The sequence below is a fragment of the Psychrobacter sp. UBA5136 genome (assembly GCF_002414005.1).
Taxonomy (GTDB): domain Bacteria; phylum Pseudomonadota; class Gammaproteobacteria; order Pseudomonadales; family Moraxellaceae; genus Psychrobacter.
Window position 1 is genome coordinate 1 of record NZ_DHYG01000015.1, and the last position, 17674, is coordinate 17674.

Genomic DNA, 17674 nt, shown 5'->3' on the forward strand with positions numbered 1-17674 from the left:
TTTATTTTGAACTGACTATAATTTGTGGCCAAGATTGTGATTAAAAGGATTAAAGCTCGGGAAGAAATCGTCTTTATAAATTAAGAGTTAAGCGAAAGGTTATATTGTCGAATTCATTGCTAAATAGTAAAACACGACATTTGCGCGCTGACCAATAATGCTCTATTATCGATTAATCTTTATAGTAGGAAAGGTCGATGTCGTTTGCTCAAGTCTATACGCGCTCAGTCGTCGGACTGCACGCCCCGCAAGTCATCATCGAGGTGCATTTATCACAAGGTTTGCCAGCGCTGACCATAGTCGGCTTGCCTGCCGCTGCGGTACGCGAAAGTAAAGATAGGGTGCGCTCTGCCATTATTAATTCAGGATTTCAATTTCCCAATCGGCGCTTAACGATTAATCTTGCGCCAGCAGATCTGCCAAAAGATGGCGCAAGATTGGACTTGCCAATTGCTATCGGAATTTTAGCCGCAAGTGGACAGCTTGAGCCAGAAGCGCTATCAGGGTTTGAGTTTATTGGCGAGCTTGCACTTAACGGTGAGCTGCGACAGGTAAGCGGTAGTTTAGCAGTGGCACGAGCGATGAAAGCAGAAATGCTAGCAGCACCTAAGAATACTGGACAAGAGGCGCCGCCGCTACGTCAATTAATTGTGCCTTGTGACAATGGATCAGAGGCAAGCCGCGTTGATGGGGTGACGATATTAGCGGCGCAAAATTTAAAGGCAGTCTGTAATCATTTGCAATCGCTAGCAGAATCTAGCCTTATAGATGAGTGCTTAGAAGTGGTACAACCAAGCGCCGCGCAGCCGCATACTGGTTATAAGGTAGATTTGGCCGATGTTAAAGGTCAGCATCATGCTAGGCGAGCGTTAGAGATAGCTGCCGCTGGTGGTCATTCGCTATTGTTTACCGGGCCGCCGGGTTCGGGCAAGACGTTAATGGCGTCACGATTACCCACTATTTTGCCAGATTTGAGTGATGAAGATGCGTTAGAAGTTGCTAGTACCTATTCGGTTGCCGACAGCGACTATGATTATGGCACGCGGCCATTTAGACAGGTTCACCATACCATATCGGCGGTGGCATTGGTTGGTGGCGGTTCTCGCCCTAAACCTGGCGAGATTACGCTGGCTAATAAAGGGGTGTTATTCCTTGATGAATTACCAGAATTTGATCGTACGGTCTTAGAAGTATTACGTCAGCCGTTAGAAGCCAAGCAAATCACCATTAGCCGTGCCAACTCACAGCTTACTTTCCCCGCAAACTTTCAATTGGTCGCGGCGATGAACCCTTGTCCGTGTGGCTATGATGGCGACGGTTCGGGACGATGTCGCTGCCGACCTGAACAGATTAAACGCTATCAAGACAAGCTATCAGGGCCGCTACTTGATCGGATTGATCTGCATATTACCGTGCCAGCTTTACCAATTGCCGATTTGCAAAATGCTCAAGCTGGCGAGACATCCGAGCAAGTACGCACGCGAGTCGCTGCTGCGCATAAGCAGCAATTAAAACGACAAAACAAGGTGAATAATGAGCTGAGTCCTAGCGAGATTGATCAATATATCCAGCTAGGCGCGGGCGAGCAGCAATTATTACAGCTTGCTCAGCAGCGCCTAAATCTATCGGCGCGAGGTTATCATCGCGTATTACGCGTTGCCCGAACCATTGCTGATTTGGCTAACAGTAACGATATTACCAGTGCCCATGTGTCTGAGGCGCTAAGTTATCGTAGTAAGTAACTTACTCACCTACTCAACGCGCAGTTATTTGTCATCTGCCTTTTTTAAAATGTACTCAACCAATGCCGCAAAATCATCAAACGCTGCGGTAGGGTTGAGCTCGCGAATATCTTGTCCGTAATTGTAGCCATACGACAGCCCAAGCGTGTCCATATTGGCGTTTTGCCCCGCCAAGATATCGTTTCTTGAATCCCCAATCATGATTGCTTGCGCTGGAGTCACATTCAACGCTTCGCAAACATGTAATAGTGGCGCGGGATCTGGTTTTTTTTGCGCCAGGCTATCACCGCCGCGCACCTCACTAAATAAGTCTTGCCAGCCAAAGGATTGTAAGATTTTAGGCACAAAACGAATGGGTTTGTTGGTCACTAATGCGAGCGTATAGCCTGCTGCTTTGAGTCTTTTTAGTCCGCTATCCACATTTGGGTAGGCGACGGTTTTGCTACCGCTGATATTTTTATAAGCATCAAAAAATAGCTGCTCAGCATGGTCGGCTTCCTCGGCCGTTAATTCACCTTCTAATACGTTTATCTTCCCCACTAGTGCGCGCTCAACCAGCATTCTTGAGCCATTGCCGATCCAGTTACGTATGGTATCAATAGGATAGGTGTCTTTGCCAAGTGTGGTCAGCATGGCGTTGGTCGCATCCGCCAAATCTGGCACGCTATCGATTAGCGTGCCATCGAAATCAAAAATTAAAAGTTGCTTATCCATTATTCTCGCCAGTATCGCGTTTGTTTTTTATGTTTAGGTTTTAACCATAACACAAGAAGGTGTTAAAACCGCAGGCAAAGCACGTTTTTGCTCAATTATTTTTCGTCTTTGTAGCGTTCACGATGCGCTTTTTTCATCTTAAGATAGGTTTTATTTTCGCGGCACGCATCCCATTTTTGTTTAAAAATACGCGCGGATTCTGCTTTGATGGGGTCCTCATCTTGCCGTGGCAGTTCTTCGCGACCATGGGCGCCGCTTTGGCCTTTTTTATCATCGGGCACGGGGCCTTTGTATTTTTTGCCGCCTTTATGATTGGCGTAGCGGCGGGCGCGGGTATAACCCATTTGGATAAATTTGCGTGCCATGTCGGCTCCAACAAAGTCATCGGCGGCTAAGTAATTTAAAAACATCTGATAAATAATCTCGCTACTCTCCTTTGCGCTAGCAGGCGTGGCAAAGCGCCAATGCGGCAGAATCTCAGATTTATAAGGCTCGACCAATAGCACGCCTTGCTCACCGCGGCCAATGCGGTACAGCTCAGGCTGCGCGCGCAAATCTAGGTTTTTATAATCCAACGTATAATCAAACTCTCTCACGGTTTTGCCCTTTTACTTTGCCTGAAACGCTTTAGTATAGGAAGAATTTGTATCTTAAAAACAGCTTAAAAGTGTTATGAATTAGTGCGAATAACAGAATAGTAGATATTAAATAAAGGTGTTATGCCGTTTATCTGTCCGCGAAGCTGATAAAATTTTTACAGTGAACTCACTATATGTTTGATAGGTGCTGCTATGATTTTTATTAAATTTTAAACATAAAAAAAGCCCCAAACATAAATGTCTGGGGCTTTTTAGAATACTTAAACGAATGGTGGCTCGAGGCAGGATCGAACTGCCGACACACGGATTTTCAATCCGTTGCTCTACCTACTGAGCTATCGAGCCGTCTTCGTTGAGGCGCTATTAAACTAAATATAACCGTTACTGTCAAGTGATTTTTGCATAATAAGTGAGAAAAGCCCATAAATTGGTAAATATAAGCCAAATTCAAGATTTAAAAAAAGTTTTAACTTGGCATTTAATCCTTAACGCGCAGCAGTTCATACTCGCTCATGATGCGGTGAATATCGGCATCAACGGGAACAAACTGACGCACGCCTTTTTTGACCTCGGCATCATAGACCAGTTTGATAAATTTGGCATCTATGGCGCGGCCGCGATTTTGGCTGTGTACGGTGAGATATTGCAAGCGTTTGGCGTTGGTTTGCCCATCATCAAAGCAAGCAACCGCGGCGATAGGCTTGTCATTAAACATGCCAACATATAAATACTGACCATGCTTAAAGCCTTGCTCAACGATATTTAATACCTCGAGACCACTTGGCTGATTGTCATCGCTGTCATACAACGCCTGCAAGCGCTCTGATAGTTCGTTTTCACGCGCAGGTTTTTTAATGAGCGGCGCATCCAAGCGGTTGATAGCAATGGCTTCTAAAGGCATGGTGTTTTCCTATTAAATGTTTATCTGACATGACGAATAAATATGGCGTAATGATTGATAATACTGAATGCCTTATTTTAGCAGAATGAGGCTGTTTTGTGCGTGGATTACTGCTTGGTCGTGGCAGTAAATGCTAGGGTTTGCTATGATGAGGATAGACAATACTCGATATGTATAAAAGCTGACATTTTGGCTTTTTAATTAAATATTGACGTATCGATGTAATTTTAAACTGATTATAGTAAGCATGCACTGGGCGCTTTTTCGCCCTATTTTATTGACCGCTTTTCATTGATAGAGAGTAGCCATGACTGCCAATTCTACGACGACAACCAATTCAGCCACTACCACTGGGCAAAACCAAGCCGCCAATGTAAATTTACATGGCCGCCCAGCCCGTACCGCCACCGTTGAGCGCAATACGGCTGAAACGCAGGTGACTTGTACGGTAAACCTTGATGGAACGGGTCAAGGGGTTGTCGATACTGGCGTGCCATTTTTGGATCACATGATTGATCAAATCAAGCGTCACGGTTTGTTTGACTTAGATATTAAATGTACCGGCGACACCTTTATCGATGATCACCACAGTGTCGAAGATACGGGCATCACCCTTGGGCAAGCATTCAATAAAGCCTTGGGCGATAAAAAAGGCATCCGCCGTTACGGACACTTTTATGCGCCACTTGATGAGTCATTGACGCGCGCGGTGGTTGATTTGTCAGGTCGTCCAGGACTTCATATGGATATTCCATTTACCCGCTCACACGTTGGTAACTTTGACGTCGATTTGTTTAGCGAGTTTTTCTATGGTTTTGTTAACCACTCGTGGATGACGGTGCATTTGGACAATCTCAAAGGTAAAAACAGCCATCACCAAATCGAATCTACCTTTAAAGCGTTCGCCCGTGCGCTACGCATGGCGTGCGAGTATGATGAGCGTGCGCTAAATACCTTGCCATCAACCAAAGAGGCCTTTTAGATGAGCCGAACCACAAAGATTGCATTATTAGATTATGGTATGGGTAATTTGCACTCGGCTAGCAAGGCACTAGCGGCGGTAGGCGCGGACGTCTCTATTACCAATGACCCAAAAATTGTCGCCGCTGCTGATAAAATTTTCTTCCCTGGTGTTGGTGCCATGCGCGATTGTATGGCGGGTATGCGTGAAGCAGGGATTGATGAGGTCATACGGCAGGCGATATTTAATAAGCCTGTTATGGCCATCTGTGTTGGCATGCAAGCGCTGTTTGAGCAGTCCGCTGAGAATGGTGGCACAAAATGCTTAGGCATCTTAGAGGGCAATGTAGAAGCGTTTGACCCTACTTGGAAAGATGAGCAAGGGGCGACCATTAAAGTGCCGCATATGGGCTGGAATACCATCACCGAGATGAATAGCAGCCATCCGCTGTGGCATGGTATCGATGACAATGCGCATTTTTACTTTGTTCACAGCTATTACTGCGCGCCCACCGACAGCGCACAAGTGGCGGCCGTTTGTGATTATGGTCAGCCGTTTTGTGCCAGTATTTTGCAAGACAATCTGTTTGCCACCCAGTTTCATCCAGAAAAAAGCCACACCGCGGGCCTGCAGCTGTTAAAGAATTTTGTCGATTGGGATATTTAATAACTATACTTTAAATATTTCTTCAAAAAGAAGGTAGATTAGCAAATGCTTAATCTACCTTCTTTATTTTCAATATATAGTTGATCCTAAATAAGTGTATGACAACGGATGTTCTGCTGGTATAAATTTTACTTGCTTACTGTGCGCTACGCACTCCAGAGGCTTCGCAAAATTCATCCCAGCAGCACGGTATCTATTTTGTAGTGGATTGACTATATCCTTGACTGTTTTTTCATTTATACTCAGTTATTTTTTTACCTCTTTTACGCGGAATAAAATCGTGGATTTTTATCTCTTTAAAAATGGCGTCGTGAGCGCCACAGGATTGGACAAAGATGCGCTGCATATTTATGTTGGCATTAGCGTGTTTCTGTTAAGTTTAATGCTGCTACGTCCAATTTTTAAAAAATACAGCGTTAGAGCGTTTATTGCTTTAATCATGGTGACAGCCGTCGCTGTGCTGGGCGAGTATTTGGATAACCGTCATACGATTACTGAACTCGGTCTGGCCGGGTTACAAGCGGCGGAAATAAAGGCCAGTATTCACGATATTTTTAACACCTGCCTGCTGTCTTATATAATCTACGGTTTTACGGTATGGACAAAGACGTTTCAATCCATTAATAAAGCAACACCTATGATTAAAAGGCAGAAAAAAACGGACTATCGCTAAGTCCGTTTTTATTATTTTTATGATGAATCCTCTTTTGCTCTTTGCAAGTCACGCGCCCGTTTTAATTTCCCTAATCAATTTTGTGCAACCCTACCTTTACAAAGCTTACGAAAGTTAAAAAAGTCTTGTCTATTTAATGCGTTATGAGTTTGCTACCTTACAATCAGAAGGGTAGCGACCAGACGGGTAATGATATGGAATTATTCTATCTTTTCCTTTTCTCGCTATCCATCCAATATAACCAATAATAAAATAGGAAAAGTCATGAATATCCAAGATATCGATATTAAAGAGATGCTAGACAAGGCCAAAGACACGTTGGGATTTGAGCCACAAGAAACCGAAGCGGGGATTTATATACCGTCCAAGTCCTCGCTTAAATTGGCGGCACCAAATAAAACCAACTACGATCATAGCGAGTACGATAATCCGTACACTGGCGATAAAAAAATCCTCATGGTCTGCACCGAGCAGCAGTATATGACCATGGAAAACGGCAACAAGTTTGATACGGGCAATCATCCCGTTGAGATGATGGTGCCGCTTTTGCATTTTAAAAAAGCAGGCTTTGAAGTGGATATTTTTACCCCAACAGGGGAGTCTGTCAAAGTTGAGCAATGGGCAATGCCAGAGGACGATGTCGACGTCAAACAAATCTACGCTGAGTATGAGTCCAAACTGAATAAGCCAAAAAGTATCGCCGATTTTGTCAAAAATGACATGGCAAATAGCGATGACTATGCAGCGATTTTTATTCCCGGCGGTCATGGCGCGATGCTAGGCTTACCCGACGATAAGAACCTCGGTAAATTGCTACGTTGGAGTTATAACAAGGATTTATTTACCTTAGTCATTTGTCATGGGCCAGCGGCTCTACTGTCCGCCAATTTAGATAGCTCAGACAGCTCTAACAAAGCCAATGAGGCGGATAAAAACGGTAACGCTAAACGCGACTTTATTTTTAAAGGCTATGAGATAGTAGCGTTTCCTACCACCATGGACAAGCAAATGCCAAAAATCGGTTATTTGCCTGGTACGCTGCCGTGGTACTTTGGCGAGAAGTTAGAAGATTTGGGCGTTACGATTACCAATAAACTGGCTACAGGGCATACCCATCAAGATAGAAAGCTTATCTCAGGCGATGGCCCACTGGCGGCTAATGACTTTGGTAAAATGAGTGCTGAGGCTTTACTAAAAGCGCTTAGCTAAACCCTTTGGATTCGGTCATAGCACAAAAAAACGGACTATTTTTAAGTCCGTTTTTTGTTTTCATAACTAATGATTTTTATTAAGCGTTATCATAAAGCGCGCGTACCACCTCACCAATGACTTTAATACCATCAATCAACGTTTGCTCATCAGCAGCAATACTCATACGGATACACTCATGCGCATGTTTATAATTACTCACATCGACACCCGGGAAGAAATACTCACTTGGTACGATAATCGTGCCTTTGTCTTTCAAAATGTCATACAGCTCAGTGGTGCTAATCGGCAAGTCTTTAAACCATAACCATAAAAATATCGCGCCCTCAGGTTTATGAATCATTAATGGATAATCACCCAAAGCTTCTTTTAATAAACGGATGGCGGTATTTGCTTGCTTCTGATAAAAGGGTTTAATCTCATTATCCGCCAACTGCTTGATACGGTCATCGTTCACCAATGGCGTGGCAATCGCTGCCCCAAAACGCGTCGGTGCCAGATTAACCACAGCATTCATCGCGCTGACCGCTTCGATCACTTTAGCGTCGGCAACGATAATGCCGGTACGCATACCGGGCAGACCAATTTTAGACAGGCTAAAGCAAAGAATCGTATTATTATCCCAGTTCAAATGCGCGTCAGAGTAGATGATATTGGGGAAGGGCATACCGTAGGCATTATCGATGATTAGCGGTATATCATAACGTTTGGCAAGCTCGGATAAATGCGCCATTTCCTCATCGGTCAGAACATTGCCCGTTGGATTGGTCGGACGTGAGCAGCAAATCGCACCGATACGACCTTCCTTCAACGCTGGCAAGTTTTCTAACGCTTCAAAATCGACACGATATTTAAAAAAGCCTGCTTCGCCATCGTGGGTTACTTCATCGATATGTGGCAACACGGCGGCAAAATGCTGACCTTCGACATGGACATCGCTATAGCCGATATATTCAGGCGTTAATGGCAGTAAAATAGATTTATTTACCGATTGATTTTCTCCATTATTAAATGCGCCGCCAAATAAATTAAACAAATAGAAAAAAGCATTTTGCGAGCCATTGGTCAAAGCGATATTTTCTGCGCTCAAATTCCAGTCATAATGGCGATTAAAGAAGCCGACCAAGGCATCGATAAAGGCGGCATCACCTTGCGGATTGGAGTAATTTGCCATACTAATAATCGCGCTACTATTGGCCTCGCCCGTATCACTGTCATTACCAAGCGCCTTATAAGTCTCTAAAAACAGCTCATTCACCGCATCAATCTTGGCAGGATTACCACCGCCTAACATATTGATAGGCTGATCGCTTTTTAGCGCATCGCCCAAATCATCCATCAATTGCGAGATGCCAGTTGGCTGGGTAAATTTTTGACCGAACTTTGAGAATTTCATAAGGCTACCATGCTGTTTTTGAGGGTTTTATAAGGTAAGATTTAATCGATAAAGTTGGGCTAGTATAACAAATGGTTGCGATAAAATAAGCAAAGCGTGGGGCGGAAGTGGGTTTATATGTCTATACAGCTTGTAAAGCAAAAAACGCCCACTAAATGAATAGAAGGCGTTTTGGTTTGAGGGGCTTTTTATTTTGGAGCTAATCTTGCTATGCGCTCATATCTTATCTATACGTTACTGTCGAGGTTAGGCTACTCTTTAAAGCGACTATATTTACTTAATACCAAAGAAAAACATTCTCTTATTTGCTGAACCGATATCTTCAAAATCTATATTTAGATTATCAGTTATTAACTTTTTTCTGATATTTTTAGATGCTGTTATCAAATCTCTTTTGAATTGCTCACCATTTATAGCTAAATCCTCGCTATAAAAGTTTGTATATCCCGAGATAAGTATTCTAAGATATAAACTAAAGTCGACATAGCTGCCGCATTCGCGTTTAACTTTAGTCATTGATTGAAAGCTATCAATTCGTCCTATAGCTTTAACAAAAACTGGGTTTGGAATACGTCGCTGGTAGGAATTTAGTTTAGAGCTATAAACTATATCAAAACCTAGATATGTAAACTTACTCTTATATCCATATACTTTTGTCTTCGGTTCACCTGCTTCTTTTACTTCTTTTTCAATATCTAACCCAATATTCTGAAGATTTTGTTGAACATGTTCCTTGATTTTCTTAGCCTTGCTATAAGAGTTATCAAAAATTAGGAAGTCATCTGCATAACGTATATACGGTATGTTGTTCTTAACCATTAGATTATCAAATTCGTACAAATACATTGAAGAGCATAATGAAGCTATCGGCATACCTTGGCGAACGCCCTTACCTTTGAGTTCTTCTAGATATTTTTCTATCAGTTTTCTGTACTTTCGATCACCATAATCCAACTTAGCATCGCAGTATACAAAACTTTTAAAAATGGCAACTAGCTCTTTATCTTCATTTAATCCAATAAACTCTTTTTCAAACTTTTTTACGGCGATTTCTCTATTTATATTATCGAAAAACTTAACGATATCTGCTTTAATAACGTATTTATACTTGCTCCGATATTCTATAACGTCATCTAAGGCTTTACGGATACCATGTATGGTTTTCTTAGTTGGTTGACCATCTTTATTTATCGAATCTATTTCTTTCTTATGAATATCTTTATTCAAAGCGTGGTCATACTCACAAAATCTATTATAGATTTTATCATAATATTTTTTGAGATAATCTAAAAATAGCTTTTGAAGGATTCTATCTTGCACTGAGGGGACACACACCAAACGAGTATTGTCTAACGTCATTACATCATGTTTAAGACAGTTTGTTTTAGGCAGAATTATAGGAGTGAGATAGTCACAGTTGTACTTAAGATTCGATATGCTTTTATGAATATTATCTAAAGCTTTGTCATTAAAGCTATTTAGATAATCATTAATTGTAATGTATTTAGTATGATAGGAGTTGTCCGCTTTCGATTTGTTTTTAGCGAATTGATTAAGAGTGGATTTAAAATTCTCATTCACATAGGATGAGAAGGTAACCTTATCTGTCATGACTATGCTCCCTTGCTTCTAATTAACAAATCTTTTGCAAAAATTCATGTATTAAGTATTACCAACGAAATAAAGAATTTATGCAAAAGGTCTATTTACTAGATAGCCATGACGAAGGTCGAGTGCTCTACGCAACCTATGAGCAAGCTGTCTTAAGCGTTGAACGATGTCGCCACTTAAATATAGCGCACGTTTGACACGGTACGTCATATAGCTGTCATATGGAATGATAAGCTCATCTACAACAACCTTACAATCAGTTAAATTGTTAACGTTATTTAGAGCCATACCCACCAGTTTTGCGATTTTCTTACGGATTATTTCACTGTTATATATTAACACAAAAGCGTGTGCAATCGTTATCAATACTGCCACAAATATGTATGCATTTGTCGCAAATGGTGCTGTTGGCGAGAGTGCGCCGTTTATCAGTACCGCTCTTTCGAGCCATAATAGCGGCTCAATGAGTTTATTTAACAGGAAAGCTATTTTCGATATACCTACCATGTCATCACCATTAGATGTTGTTTTGTCCTTTCGAGTACAAGGTAGCAAGGGCGAAAGTGCTCTACGCAACCTATGAGCAAGCTGTCTTAAGCGTTGAACAATGTCGCCACTTAAATATAGCGCACGTTTGAAACAGTACGTCATATAGCTGTCATATGGTGTGACAAGCTCATCAACAATAAGCTTACAATTTGTTAAATTGTTTGCGTTATCGAGAGCCGAATAGATAATAGCATTAATTTTTATATTTATAAATTAGAAAACACTTGTTAATTAGAATCATTCTATTATGATTTAATTTGCACGACTATCCACATTGATTAGAAGCCTTCTTTACACTAAATCATCGCCCGTACCCGCGCCATAATCCCACGCCCAATCACCAATCGCACATAAATAATGGCAATGGCAAACAGCAAACCAACTAACGCCACACCGCCAATAGCCAAGCTTGTCCACGGTACGCTAAAGCGCAGATTAAACCATTGGGTAATGGCAGCCCAAGCGCCGATATTAGCGATAATCACCGCAAATAAGGCGGCACTAATGCCAAGTATGCCAAGCTCTAAGATATTGAGCATATAGAGGTCGCGCTTTTGCATACCGAGCAGCCTGAATGAGGCGCTGTCTTTCATGCGGTCTTGCGAGGTAGAGAGTAGCGAGCTAATCAAAACCATAACACCCGTCAGTAATGCCAGTAAGGTGAAGACATAAACCAAACGGCTCATTTGTACCACTAGCTCTTGAACTTGCTGCGCAATTGCTGTGCCGTCGATAGTGGTCACAGCAGGGAACTCGCGTACCAGTTTACCTTGTAGCTCTGGAATTTCTTCCGCTGCGACGTGAGCGGTGGCAAATTGGATTTGCGGGGCAGCGGAGAGAACTGCTGGCTCAAATAAAAAGTAAAAATAAGGGCTAGGACCTTTCTCATAGCGCGAGCGGATACTGGTGATTTGCCCGACAATCTCAATCCCTTGGATATTAAAGCGCACCTGATCATCCATGCCAACGTTTAGCAAACTGGCTGCCGTATCCAAAATCGATAACGGCGCAACGGTTTGTGCTGAGTCGTTATCTGCAGTCTCAATAGGCGCATAAAGCTTGTCGTTTTCTACAGCATCAGTAATGAATTCGGTATCCATCACCGTATCGGCGTAGCTTAAATTAAACACACGCGCAGGGTCATCAAAGCCGTCAGTAGGTTCGATATCTTTTACAGGTACATCATTGGCCGTGACGACACGCGCACGAATGACAGGATAATAGCTCACAGGTGCTGCAATGATGTTATTAATCTCATCATGCTGGTCGCTTTGGATATCAAGCAAAAATAAATTGGGCGCATCTTCAGGATACGCATTAATAAACTGGGCGTTGATACTATGATTGAGCGTGGTAATTAAAGTTAAGACCGCCACTGACAGCGATAAAGTGACAAAAAATAAAGCCGACTGATTGCCTTTACGGGCAAGGTTATGGATAGCGATACGCTGCATCCAGCTGATATTAGAATGCTTGGCAAACTTAGTCAGCAGCCATAACCAACCGCGTGCCAATAGCCAAAATATTGCGACGAAGGCAGTAAGTCCTACGAGTAGCTGCGCACCTAAGGTAAAAGAATTTACTTCATAAGCAAAAAACGCATAAAGGCCAATGAGCATCAGCCCATACCAAAGTAGCGGCAAACGGCGATACCAAGGCAGGTTTTGCGAGTTTGTGCTTGCACCTTGATTAAGCAAAGTAGCAGGCTTGGTGCTACTTAACGTGCTTAAACCGCGCTGAGCAATCAGCAAGGTCAGCACTAAGGCGATAACAATGGTTTTGATGGCGCTAATCGGATTGATAGCTAGACCAACATCAGCTGGCGAGATAGCAATCAGATACGGCTGACCGACTTTAAGTAAGCCGAAACTGACGGTAACTGCAGCGATACAAGCAATGATAGTGATGGCAATCAACAGCTGATAGTAGCTGCGTTTTAAGGATTTAAGCGGCTCACCCAATGCCAAGCGAATGGCATTACTAGACTGCTGCTTGGTCACAAAAGCGGTGATGACGCCATACATCGCCACCGCCGATAACAACAGCACGGCAATCACTAGCAGCTTTAAAAACATCAAAACGTTGTCAGAGATACGCGAGACAGAGGTATCAGCTGACTCGGCATCAGAAAGCTCAATATCAGGATACTTGCTGAGTATTTGGGTGAGTTTATCACGCTGTGCCGCCATTAATTCAGGCGCGCCAGCCAGCTCAATCCGATAATTAATGCGGCTACGCTGACCCAATAAATTGGTCGCCTCTAAAGCATCTTGATGCATCAAAACGCGCCCACCAAAACCAAAGGCGGTCAACGGACGATCAGGCTCTTTGGTCAGCACGTCGCTAATGTTAAATTCAGCATCGCCGATGGTGATTTGGTCACCGACGCTGGCGTTTAAGCTATTCAGGACCTCGGGTGCGACGACGACATGATCAGCGCTTAATTGCTGCCATAACGGTTGCCCCGAGGTAAGCTTCGCTTCGCCATATAACGGATAAGAAGGCGAGACAGCCTTGACGCTGGCAAGCAAGGTTTGTTCATCGGTCACCACCATCGCGCTAAACTGATAGTCATAGACGATTTGCGAATCAGGGATGGTTTCTACTTGCGTTAATACCTCGCTTGGCCAATCTTGCTTGCTGTTTAAAATTAAATCGCCGCCAACGAGCGCGCGTTGATTGTCAGTGATGTAAGTATCAACCGATTGCTGGATAGAATCTAAAGTAAGATAAGTGGCAAGCGAAAGGACTAGTGTGATTAAGAATAAGACAGGATAGATCCAGCGCTGCCACCAACTACGACTTAAGGCTTGTGCGCCCAAGTTTTTTGAAATTAACAGACGGTTAAATAGTTGGCTCATTATGCCACGCGAATCATTCGACTCATTAGCCATATTATCCATTGATTTTCGGTCCATCTATCATACCGTCATGCATGGTAATGACGCGGTCTGCCATTTCTGCAAGCGCGGCATCATGGGTGACGACGACCAATGCCGAGCCGTCTTGCTGACGTAAGTCTAATAACAGCTGCATCACTTGCTTGGCATTTTGCTCATCTAGATTGCCTGTTGGTTCATCGGCAAAGACGATTTTTGGCTGCGACACCAAGGCGCGAGCAACGGCAGTACGCTGCTGCTCACCGCCTGATAGCTGACTGGGTAAGCTGTTCCGACGATGTCCCAAATCGACTGCTGTAATCAACTCGTTGACGCGTGCTTTATTCGGACGGCGGGCGATATCAAGGGGAAAGGCGATATTTTCAGCGACGGTTAATGTTGGCAATAAATGAAACGACTGAAAGACAAAACCCATCTCGCGCTGGCGAATGACGGCAAGCGCATCTTCATCAAGGTTATTTAACGTTTGCCCCGCCAACTCAACCGAGCCGCTATCTGGATAATCTAAGCCTGCTAGTAGCCCTAACAAAGTCGATTTACCCGAGCCAGATTTGCCCATGATGACCACAAACTCGCCCGCATCGACATGGATGTCGACATCTTTGATGATAGACAGCTTTTGCTCACCGATTTGTACGCTTTTATTCAGCTTAGAGGCGGTAAGTAGCGCTTTGTTATTGGCTGTAGCGGTCATTGGCTAGTCTCAGTAGGCGCGCTAGGTTTTTTTGCTTGCTTGGTATGACTTACTTCTCGCTTTCCAATCTCAGTTTCAATCTTAGGCTGCAGGATTGGCAAGATATTATTATTAACGATAATGCTATAGCCCTCGCGGGTTGGATGAATCGCATCGGCTTGGTTTAGTTTTGGGTCGCCGCCTACCCCCTCTAAAAAGAACGGAATCAGCGTCACACTCATATCTTTCGCTACCCTTGGATACATCGCGGCAAACGACTCGACATAGTCAGAGCCAAGATTGTCATAAATCTGCATGCCGCCTAAGATAACCTCGCTACCATTATCCTGTAAGCGCTTAATAGCGGTGCGAATATTGGCTTCAACCGTTGCCACCTCAATACCGCGCATGGCGTCATTGGCACCAATGGTCAAAATGGTGATGTTAGGTTTGGTCTGCAATACCCAATCTAAGCGATTGACAAGACCGGTACTGGTTTCACCGCTTAACCCTGAATTGACCACCTTAACGCTGTTATAGCCCATCTCTTGTAAGCGTGCTTCTAGCTGCGCCGGATAATTGGCATCATTATCGACGCCAAGCCCTTCGGTTAAGGAATCGCCCAATGCCAAGATGGTTAAAGGTGCTTGTTGCTCAGTTGAGTTCGCTGATGGCTTAGATTGCGCGGATTCTGGAGTTTGAGGTTCGGCCGCTGTCGTATGAACAGTCTGGTTGTTATTTTGAGTGTTTTCAGCCGTATTAGCGTCAGGCTCTCTTTGACAACCGCTCAAAGCGATTGCGACGGTTAAGGCGGCGACCGTAAGCAAGCGCTGCGGTAGGTGGGAGGGTATATTTATCATGATTCTACTGTCCTATATACAATAAAGTCAGTTTAGCAGAATCAGGTAAACAGCAGTATGGTGCAAAAGTTAACTGCTTCAGTTAACTGAGGAGTGCTAAAAACTAAATCTTTTTACCATCGACCATTACTGGGCGGCAAACTAGCCAAGCAAACCCCACGTTTATAATCATCAATATCAGCATAATAAATAAGGGCAAATCCCAGCTGTCCGTTGCTTCGTGCAACCAGCCGGTACCTAAAGGACCAAAAAACGCAATCAGATAACCGACCGCTTGCGCCATCCCTGATAGCTCGCTTGATTGATTGGCAGTATAAGTGCGCATCGAAAACAGCATCATACTTAAAGTAAAAATCGCCGAGCAGCCCATGCCCATTAGCCCTGACCATAGCCATGCATAATCGGCAGACAGATAAGTCACGCCTAAGACGCCGAGTACATTTAGCATCGCAGCAAAGATGGCCAACGCTTGAATAGGACGCCCGCGGTTAACGAGCCATGTTAAGCTTAAAATCGCGACGGGCGCCATAAACTGAAAGACAGAACCCATTTGTCCCGCGCTCACCGCTGATAGACCTTTACTCAGCCAAATCGATGGTAAAAAACTGGCAACGGTGTAAAAAAGTAGTGATTGTAGTCCCATAAAGATGGCGATTTGCCAAGCAAAAGGTGTGCGCCACATAGAAATTTTTGACGGCGGTTGTTCGCCTTTAGCAAGTGGTGCAATGGGTTGGTGATTTGATGAGCCTAAACGTAGCCGTAATAATACCCAAATAATTAAGGCGAATAAGCCCAAAATTGACCAGCCGCCAAGCGCCCATTGCCAGCCCACTTGCTCAGATAATGGCAATACCACACCAGCCACAATCCCTGCCGACACCGTCAACGTAAGACTAAATACGCCAGTAATTAACGGAATGTGATTGGGCGTACGCTGCTTTATCACAGGCGCGGCGAGCGTATTGGCAAAACCAATTGCCAGTGTCAGCAGTAACGTGCCAGTTAGAAAACCAATCCAAGTTGGAATAACGCTACGAAGAATCATGCCCGCGGTTAACAAAGCAATCATTGCAATCAACGTATTCTCAAGGCCAAAACGCTTACCAATTGCCGGCGAGATAAACGCCCCAAGCGCAAAAGTCAGCATCGGCACTGCACCAAGCCAGCCAATTTGAGTTTCGGAGATATCAAGCGCCCCTTGCACCACCGGCGCAATAGAACCCAGCGCCACAATCGGCGAGCGCATATTGGTCGCCAATAAAATCATGGCACACAGCACCAGCCAAAAGGTAAAGCGCGAGGAGGGTCGCTTTAAGGTTGACGGCGCATCCGGCTGAGGCCCAGAAGAATGGGGGGAATAAGAAGACTGGGTCGGTAAATCAGTTTGCAAATTGGGAGAGGTAGACATAGCGGCACGACTATCAGCATAAAAAAAGAACACGTCATTAAAAAGCGCTGGCGCACCACCGCTTATAAAATAACACCAAAGCACGTCAGTAAGACAGCAATCGAGGCAATATATTAGAGTATAAAAATTTAGAATATAAAAACACTTGCAGAAAGCAAGCCATATGAACTTGCTACCCCATTTACCAGGGTAAACTTAGTATATGAATCGTGAAGTTTAGGTTTTGCTTATAACGTTTATAACAAAAAGGCTTTTATATAAACGCTAAAGCAAAAATAGCGTCGGTTCCTTTAGTATGCAATGCCAGGTTGCACAGGACTTAACGCTATTATAAGAATAGATGTTGAGTAAATACTACCAGCGTATGGTAACAAATGGCTATTTATACCGGCTTGCCTAATTGGGCGGCTTTTAGAGCGTTTTCTTGCTGCTGCTCGATCTGTGAATCACATTTATTGGGATCATTACCACAAAATGAGCAGTATTCATCACCCATCAATTTTGCTACGCCGCCGCAAGAACCTTTAAGCGGCTTTTTTTTGACCATATAACCGATGCCCATGAAGATAAAAAACAGCATGAAGACGGTAAAGGTCACAGCAAGCATGGGAAGCAATTGGTTAAGCATAGAGATAACCTCTCGTTTTAAACATGGGACAGTCATCTAGGTGATGACTCTCTTATAGTATAGCAAAAATTTGCCTTACCCGTTTGCGCTTAGCCAGTATATTCATGTATAGGGAATTCACTTTACAACAGATACAGTGCGACTGGTATAAATTTTTCTTGCTTGCTGTTATCACAGAGGCTAC

Annotated in this window: 16 protein-coding genes and 1 tRNA gene; 5 read left to right on the plus strand and 12 right to left on the minus strand. The window is 43.7% G+C overall.

The genetic code is table 11. From position 1 onward, the window contains the following. The first annotated feature begins 197 nt into the window (after nt 1-197). Nucleotides 198-1742, plus strand: a complete 1545-nt coding sequence (locus tag B4240_RS01870) for a YifB family Mg chelatase-like AAA ATPase (protein ID WP_296236535.1) — start codon at nt 198-200, stop codon at nt 1740-1742. Nucleotides 1743-1766: 24 nt separating this feature from the next. Here B4240_RS01870 and B4240_RS01875 read toward each other — a convergent pair whose 3' ends face one another. The 4 genes from B4240_RS01875 to B4240_RS01890 all read right to left on the minus strand — a co-directional run bounded on the left by B4240_RS01875 (nt 1767) and on the right by B4240_RS01890 (nt 3956). Then, entirely contained in the window at nt 1767-2456 is a 690-nt protein-coding gene (locus B4240_RS01875; RefSeq protein ID WP_296236536.1) for a phosphoglycolate phosphatase, read from the minus strand. A 95-nt stretch (nt 2457-2551) separates the two neighbouring features. Then, nucleotides 2552-3052 (minus strand): DUF4385 domain-containing protein, encoded by a 501-nt coding sequence (locus B4240_RS01880; RefSeq protein WP_296236537.1) that lies wholly within the window; start codon nt 3050-3052, stop codon nt 2552-2554. Between the two features lie 272 nt (nt 3053-3324). Next, nucleotides 3325-3400, minus strand: a tRNA-Phe gene (locus B4240_RS01885). A gap of 133 nt (nt 3401-3533) precedes the next feature. Beyond that, a complete protein-coding gene (locus B4240_RS01890) occupies nt 3534-3956 on the minus strand; it encodes a hypothetical protein (RefSeq protein WP_296236538.1) in 423 nt (140 codons plus the stop codon). 307 nt (nt 3957-4263) lie between these two features. Between B4240_RS01890 and hisB the strand changes: the two genes are divergently transcribed. The 4 genes from hisB to B4240_RS01910 all read left to right on the plus strand — a co-directional run bounded on the left by hisB (nt 4264) and on the right by B4240_RS01910 (nt 7465). Further along, complete coding sequence (hisB, locus tag B4240_RS01895; protein WP_296236539.1) at nt 4264-4938, plus strand: imidazoleglycerol-phosphate dehydratase HisB; 675 nt, start codon at nt 4264-4266, stop codon at nt 4936-4938. Then, nucleotides 4939-5583, plus strand: coding sequence for an imidazole glycerol phosphate synthase subunit HisH (gene hisH, locus B4240_RS01900; protein ID WP_296236540.1), 645 nt, complete (start codon nt 4939-4941; stop codon nt 5581-5583). 280 nt (nt 5584-5863) lie between these two features. Further along, entirely contained in the window at nt 5864-6256 is a 393-nt protein-coding gene (locus B4240_RS01905) for a hypothetical protein (protein ID WP_296236541.1), read from the plus strand. A gap of 264 nt (nt 6257-6520) precedes the next feature. Then, nucleotides 6521-7465: a DJ-1/PfpI family protein gene (locus tag B4240_RS01910; protein WP_296236542.1), complete on the plus strand. Its 945-nt coding sequence runs from the start codon at nt 6521-6523 to the stop codon at nt 7463-7465. Nucleotides 7466-7544: 79 nt separating this feature from the next. On the opposite strand, the gene B4240_RS01915 is transcribed toward B4240_RS01910, so the two are convergent. The 8 genes from B4240_RS01915 to nqrM form a co-directional block, all read right to left on the minus strand. Further along, nucleotides 7545-8861, minus strand: a complete 1317-nt coding sequence (locus B4240_RS01915; protein ID WP_296236543.1) for a valine--pyruvate transaminase — start codon at nt 8859-8861, stop codon at nt 7545-7547. A gap of 273 nt (nt 8862-9134) precedes the next feature. Then, the gene (locus tag B4240_RS01920) at nt 9135-10472 is read right to left on the minus strand and encodes a reverse transcriptase domain-containing protein (RefSeq protein ID WP_296236544.1); all 1338 of its coding nucleotides are present in this window, start codon (nt 10470-10472) and stop codon (nt 9135-9137) included. 78 nt (nt 10473-10550) lie between these two features. Further along, on the minus strand, nt 10551-10979 hold the full coding sequence (locus tag B4240_RS01925; protein ID WP_296236545.1) for a hypothetical protein: 429 nt from the start codon (nt 10977-10979) through the stop codon (nt 10551-10553). Between the two features lie 338 nt (nt 10980-11317). Then, a complete protein-coding gene (locus tag B4240_RS01930; protein ID WP_296236546.1) occupies nt 11318-13939 on the minus strand; it encodes an ABC transporter permease in 2622 nt (873 codons plus the stop codon). Continuing rightward, the gene (locus B4240_RS01935) at nt 13917-14615 is read right to left on the minus strand and encodes an ABC transporter ATP-binding protein (protein WP_296236547.1); all 699 of its coding nucleotides are present in this window, start codon (nt 14613-14615) and stop codon (nt 13917-13919) included. Before B4240_RS01935 ends, B4240_RS01930 begins: the two co-directional genes overlap by 23 nt. Beyond that, nucleotides 14612-15454: an arylesterase gene (locus tag B4240_RS01940; RefSeq protein WP_296236548.1), complete on the minus strand. Its 843-nt coding sequence runs from the start codon at nt 15452-15454 to the stop codon at nt 14612-14614. Before B4240_RS01940 ends, B4240_RS01935 begins: the two co-directional genes overlap by 4 nt. Before the next feature lie 103 nt (nt 15455-15557). Beyond that, nucleotides 15558-16862 (minus strand): CynX/NimT family MFS transporter, encoded by a 1305-nt coding sequence (locus B4240_RS01945; protein ID WP_296236549.1) that lies wholly within the window; start codon nt 16860-16862, stop codon nt 15558-15560. Nucleotides 16863-17244: 382 nt separating this feature from the next. Beyond that, nucleotides 17245-17490 carry a (Na+)-NQR maturation NqrM gene (nqrM, locus tag B4240_RS01950; protein WP_296236551.1) on the minus strand — a complete coding sequence of 82 codons (246 nt, stop codon included), beginning with the start codon at nt 17488-17490 and terminating at the stop codon, nt 17245-17247. Between the last annotated feature and the right edge of the window lie 184 nt (nt 17491-17674).

Coding starts and splice junctions, on each gene's coding strand:
- hisB (WP_296236539.1), top strand. CDS start 4,264: ATGACTGCCAATTCTACGACGACAACCAATTCAGCCACTACCACTGGG.
- B4240_RS01890 (WP_296236538.1), bottom strand. CDS start 3,956: ATGCCTTTAGAAGCCATTGCTATCAACCGCTTGGATGCGCCGCTCATT.
- B4240_RS01920 (WP_296236544.1), bottom strand. CDS start 10,472: ATGACAGATAAGGTTACCTTCTCATCCTATGTGAATGAGAATTTTAAA.
- B4240_RS01870 (WP_296236535.1), top strand. CDS start 198: ATGTCGTTTGCTCAAGTCTATACGCGCTCAGTCGTCGGACTGCACGCC.
- B4240_RS01930 (WP_296236546.1), bottom strand. CDS start 13,939: ATGGACCGAAAATCAATGGATAATATGGCTAATGAGTCGAATGATTCG.
- B4240_RS01935 (WP_296236547.1), bottom strand. CDS start 14,615: ATGACCGCTACAGCCAATAACAAAGCGCTACTTACCGCCTCTAAGCTG.
- B4240_RS01915 (WP_296236543.1), bottom strand. CDS start 8,861: ATGAAATTCTCAAAGTTCGGTCAAAAATTTACCCAGCCAACTGGCATC.
- B4240_RS01940 (WP_296236548.1), bottom strand. CDS start 15,454: ATGATAAATATACCCTCCCACCTACCGCAGCGCTTGCTTACGGTCGCC.
- B4240_RS01925 (WP_296236545.1), bottom strand. CDS start 10,979: ATGGTAGGTATATCGAAAATAGCTTTCCTGTTAAATAAACTCATTGAG.
- B4240_RS01945 (WP_296236549.1), bottom strand. CDS start 16,862: ATGTCTACCTCTCCCAATTTGCAAACTGATTTACCGACCCAGTCTTCT.
- hisH (WP_296236540.1), top strand. CDS start 4,939: ATGAGCCGAACCACAAAGATTGCATTATTAGATTATGGTATGGGTAAT.
- B4240_RS01910 (WP_296236542.1), top strand. CDS start 6,521: ATGAATATCCAAGATATCGATATTAAAGAGATGCTAGACAAGGCCAAA.
- B4240_RS01875 (WP_296236536.1), bottom strand. CDS start 2,456: ATGGATAAGCAACTTTTAATTTTTGATTTCGATGGCACGCTAATCGAT.
- nqrM (WP_296236551.1), bottom strand. CDS start 17,490: ATGCTTAACCAATTGCTTCCCATGCTTGCTGTGACCTTTACCGTCTTC.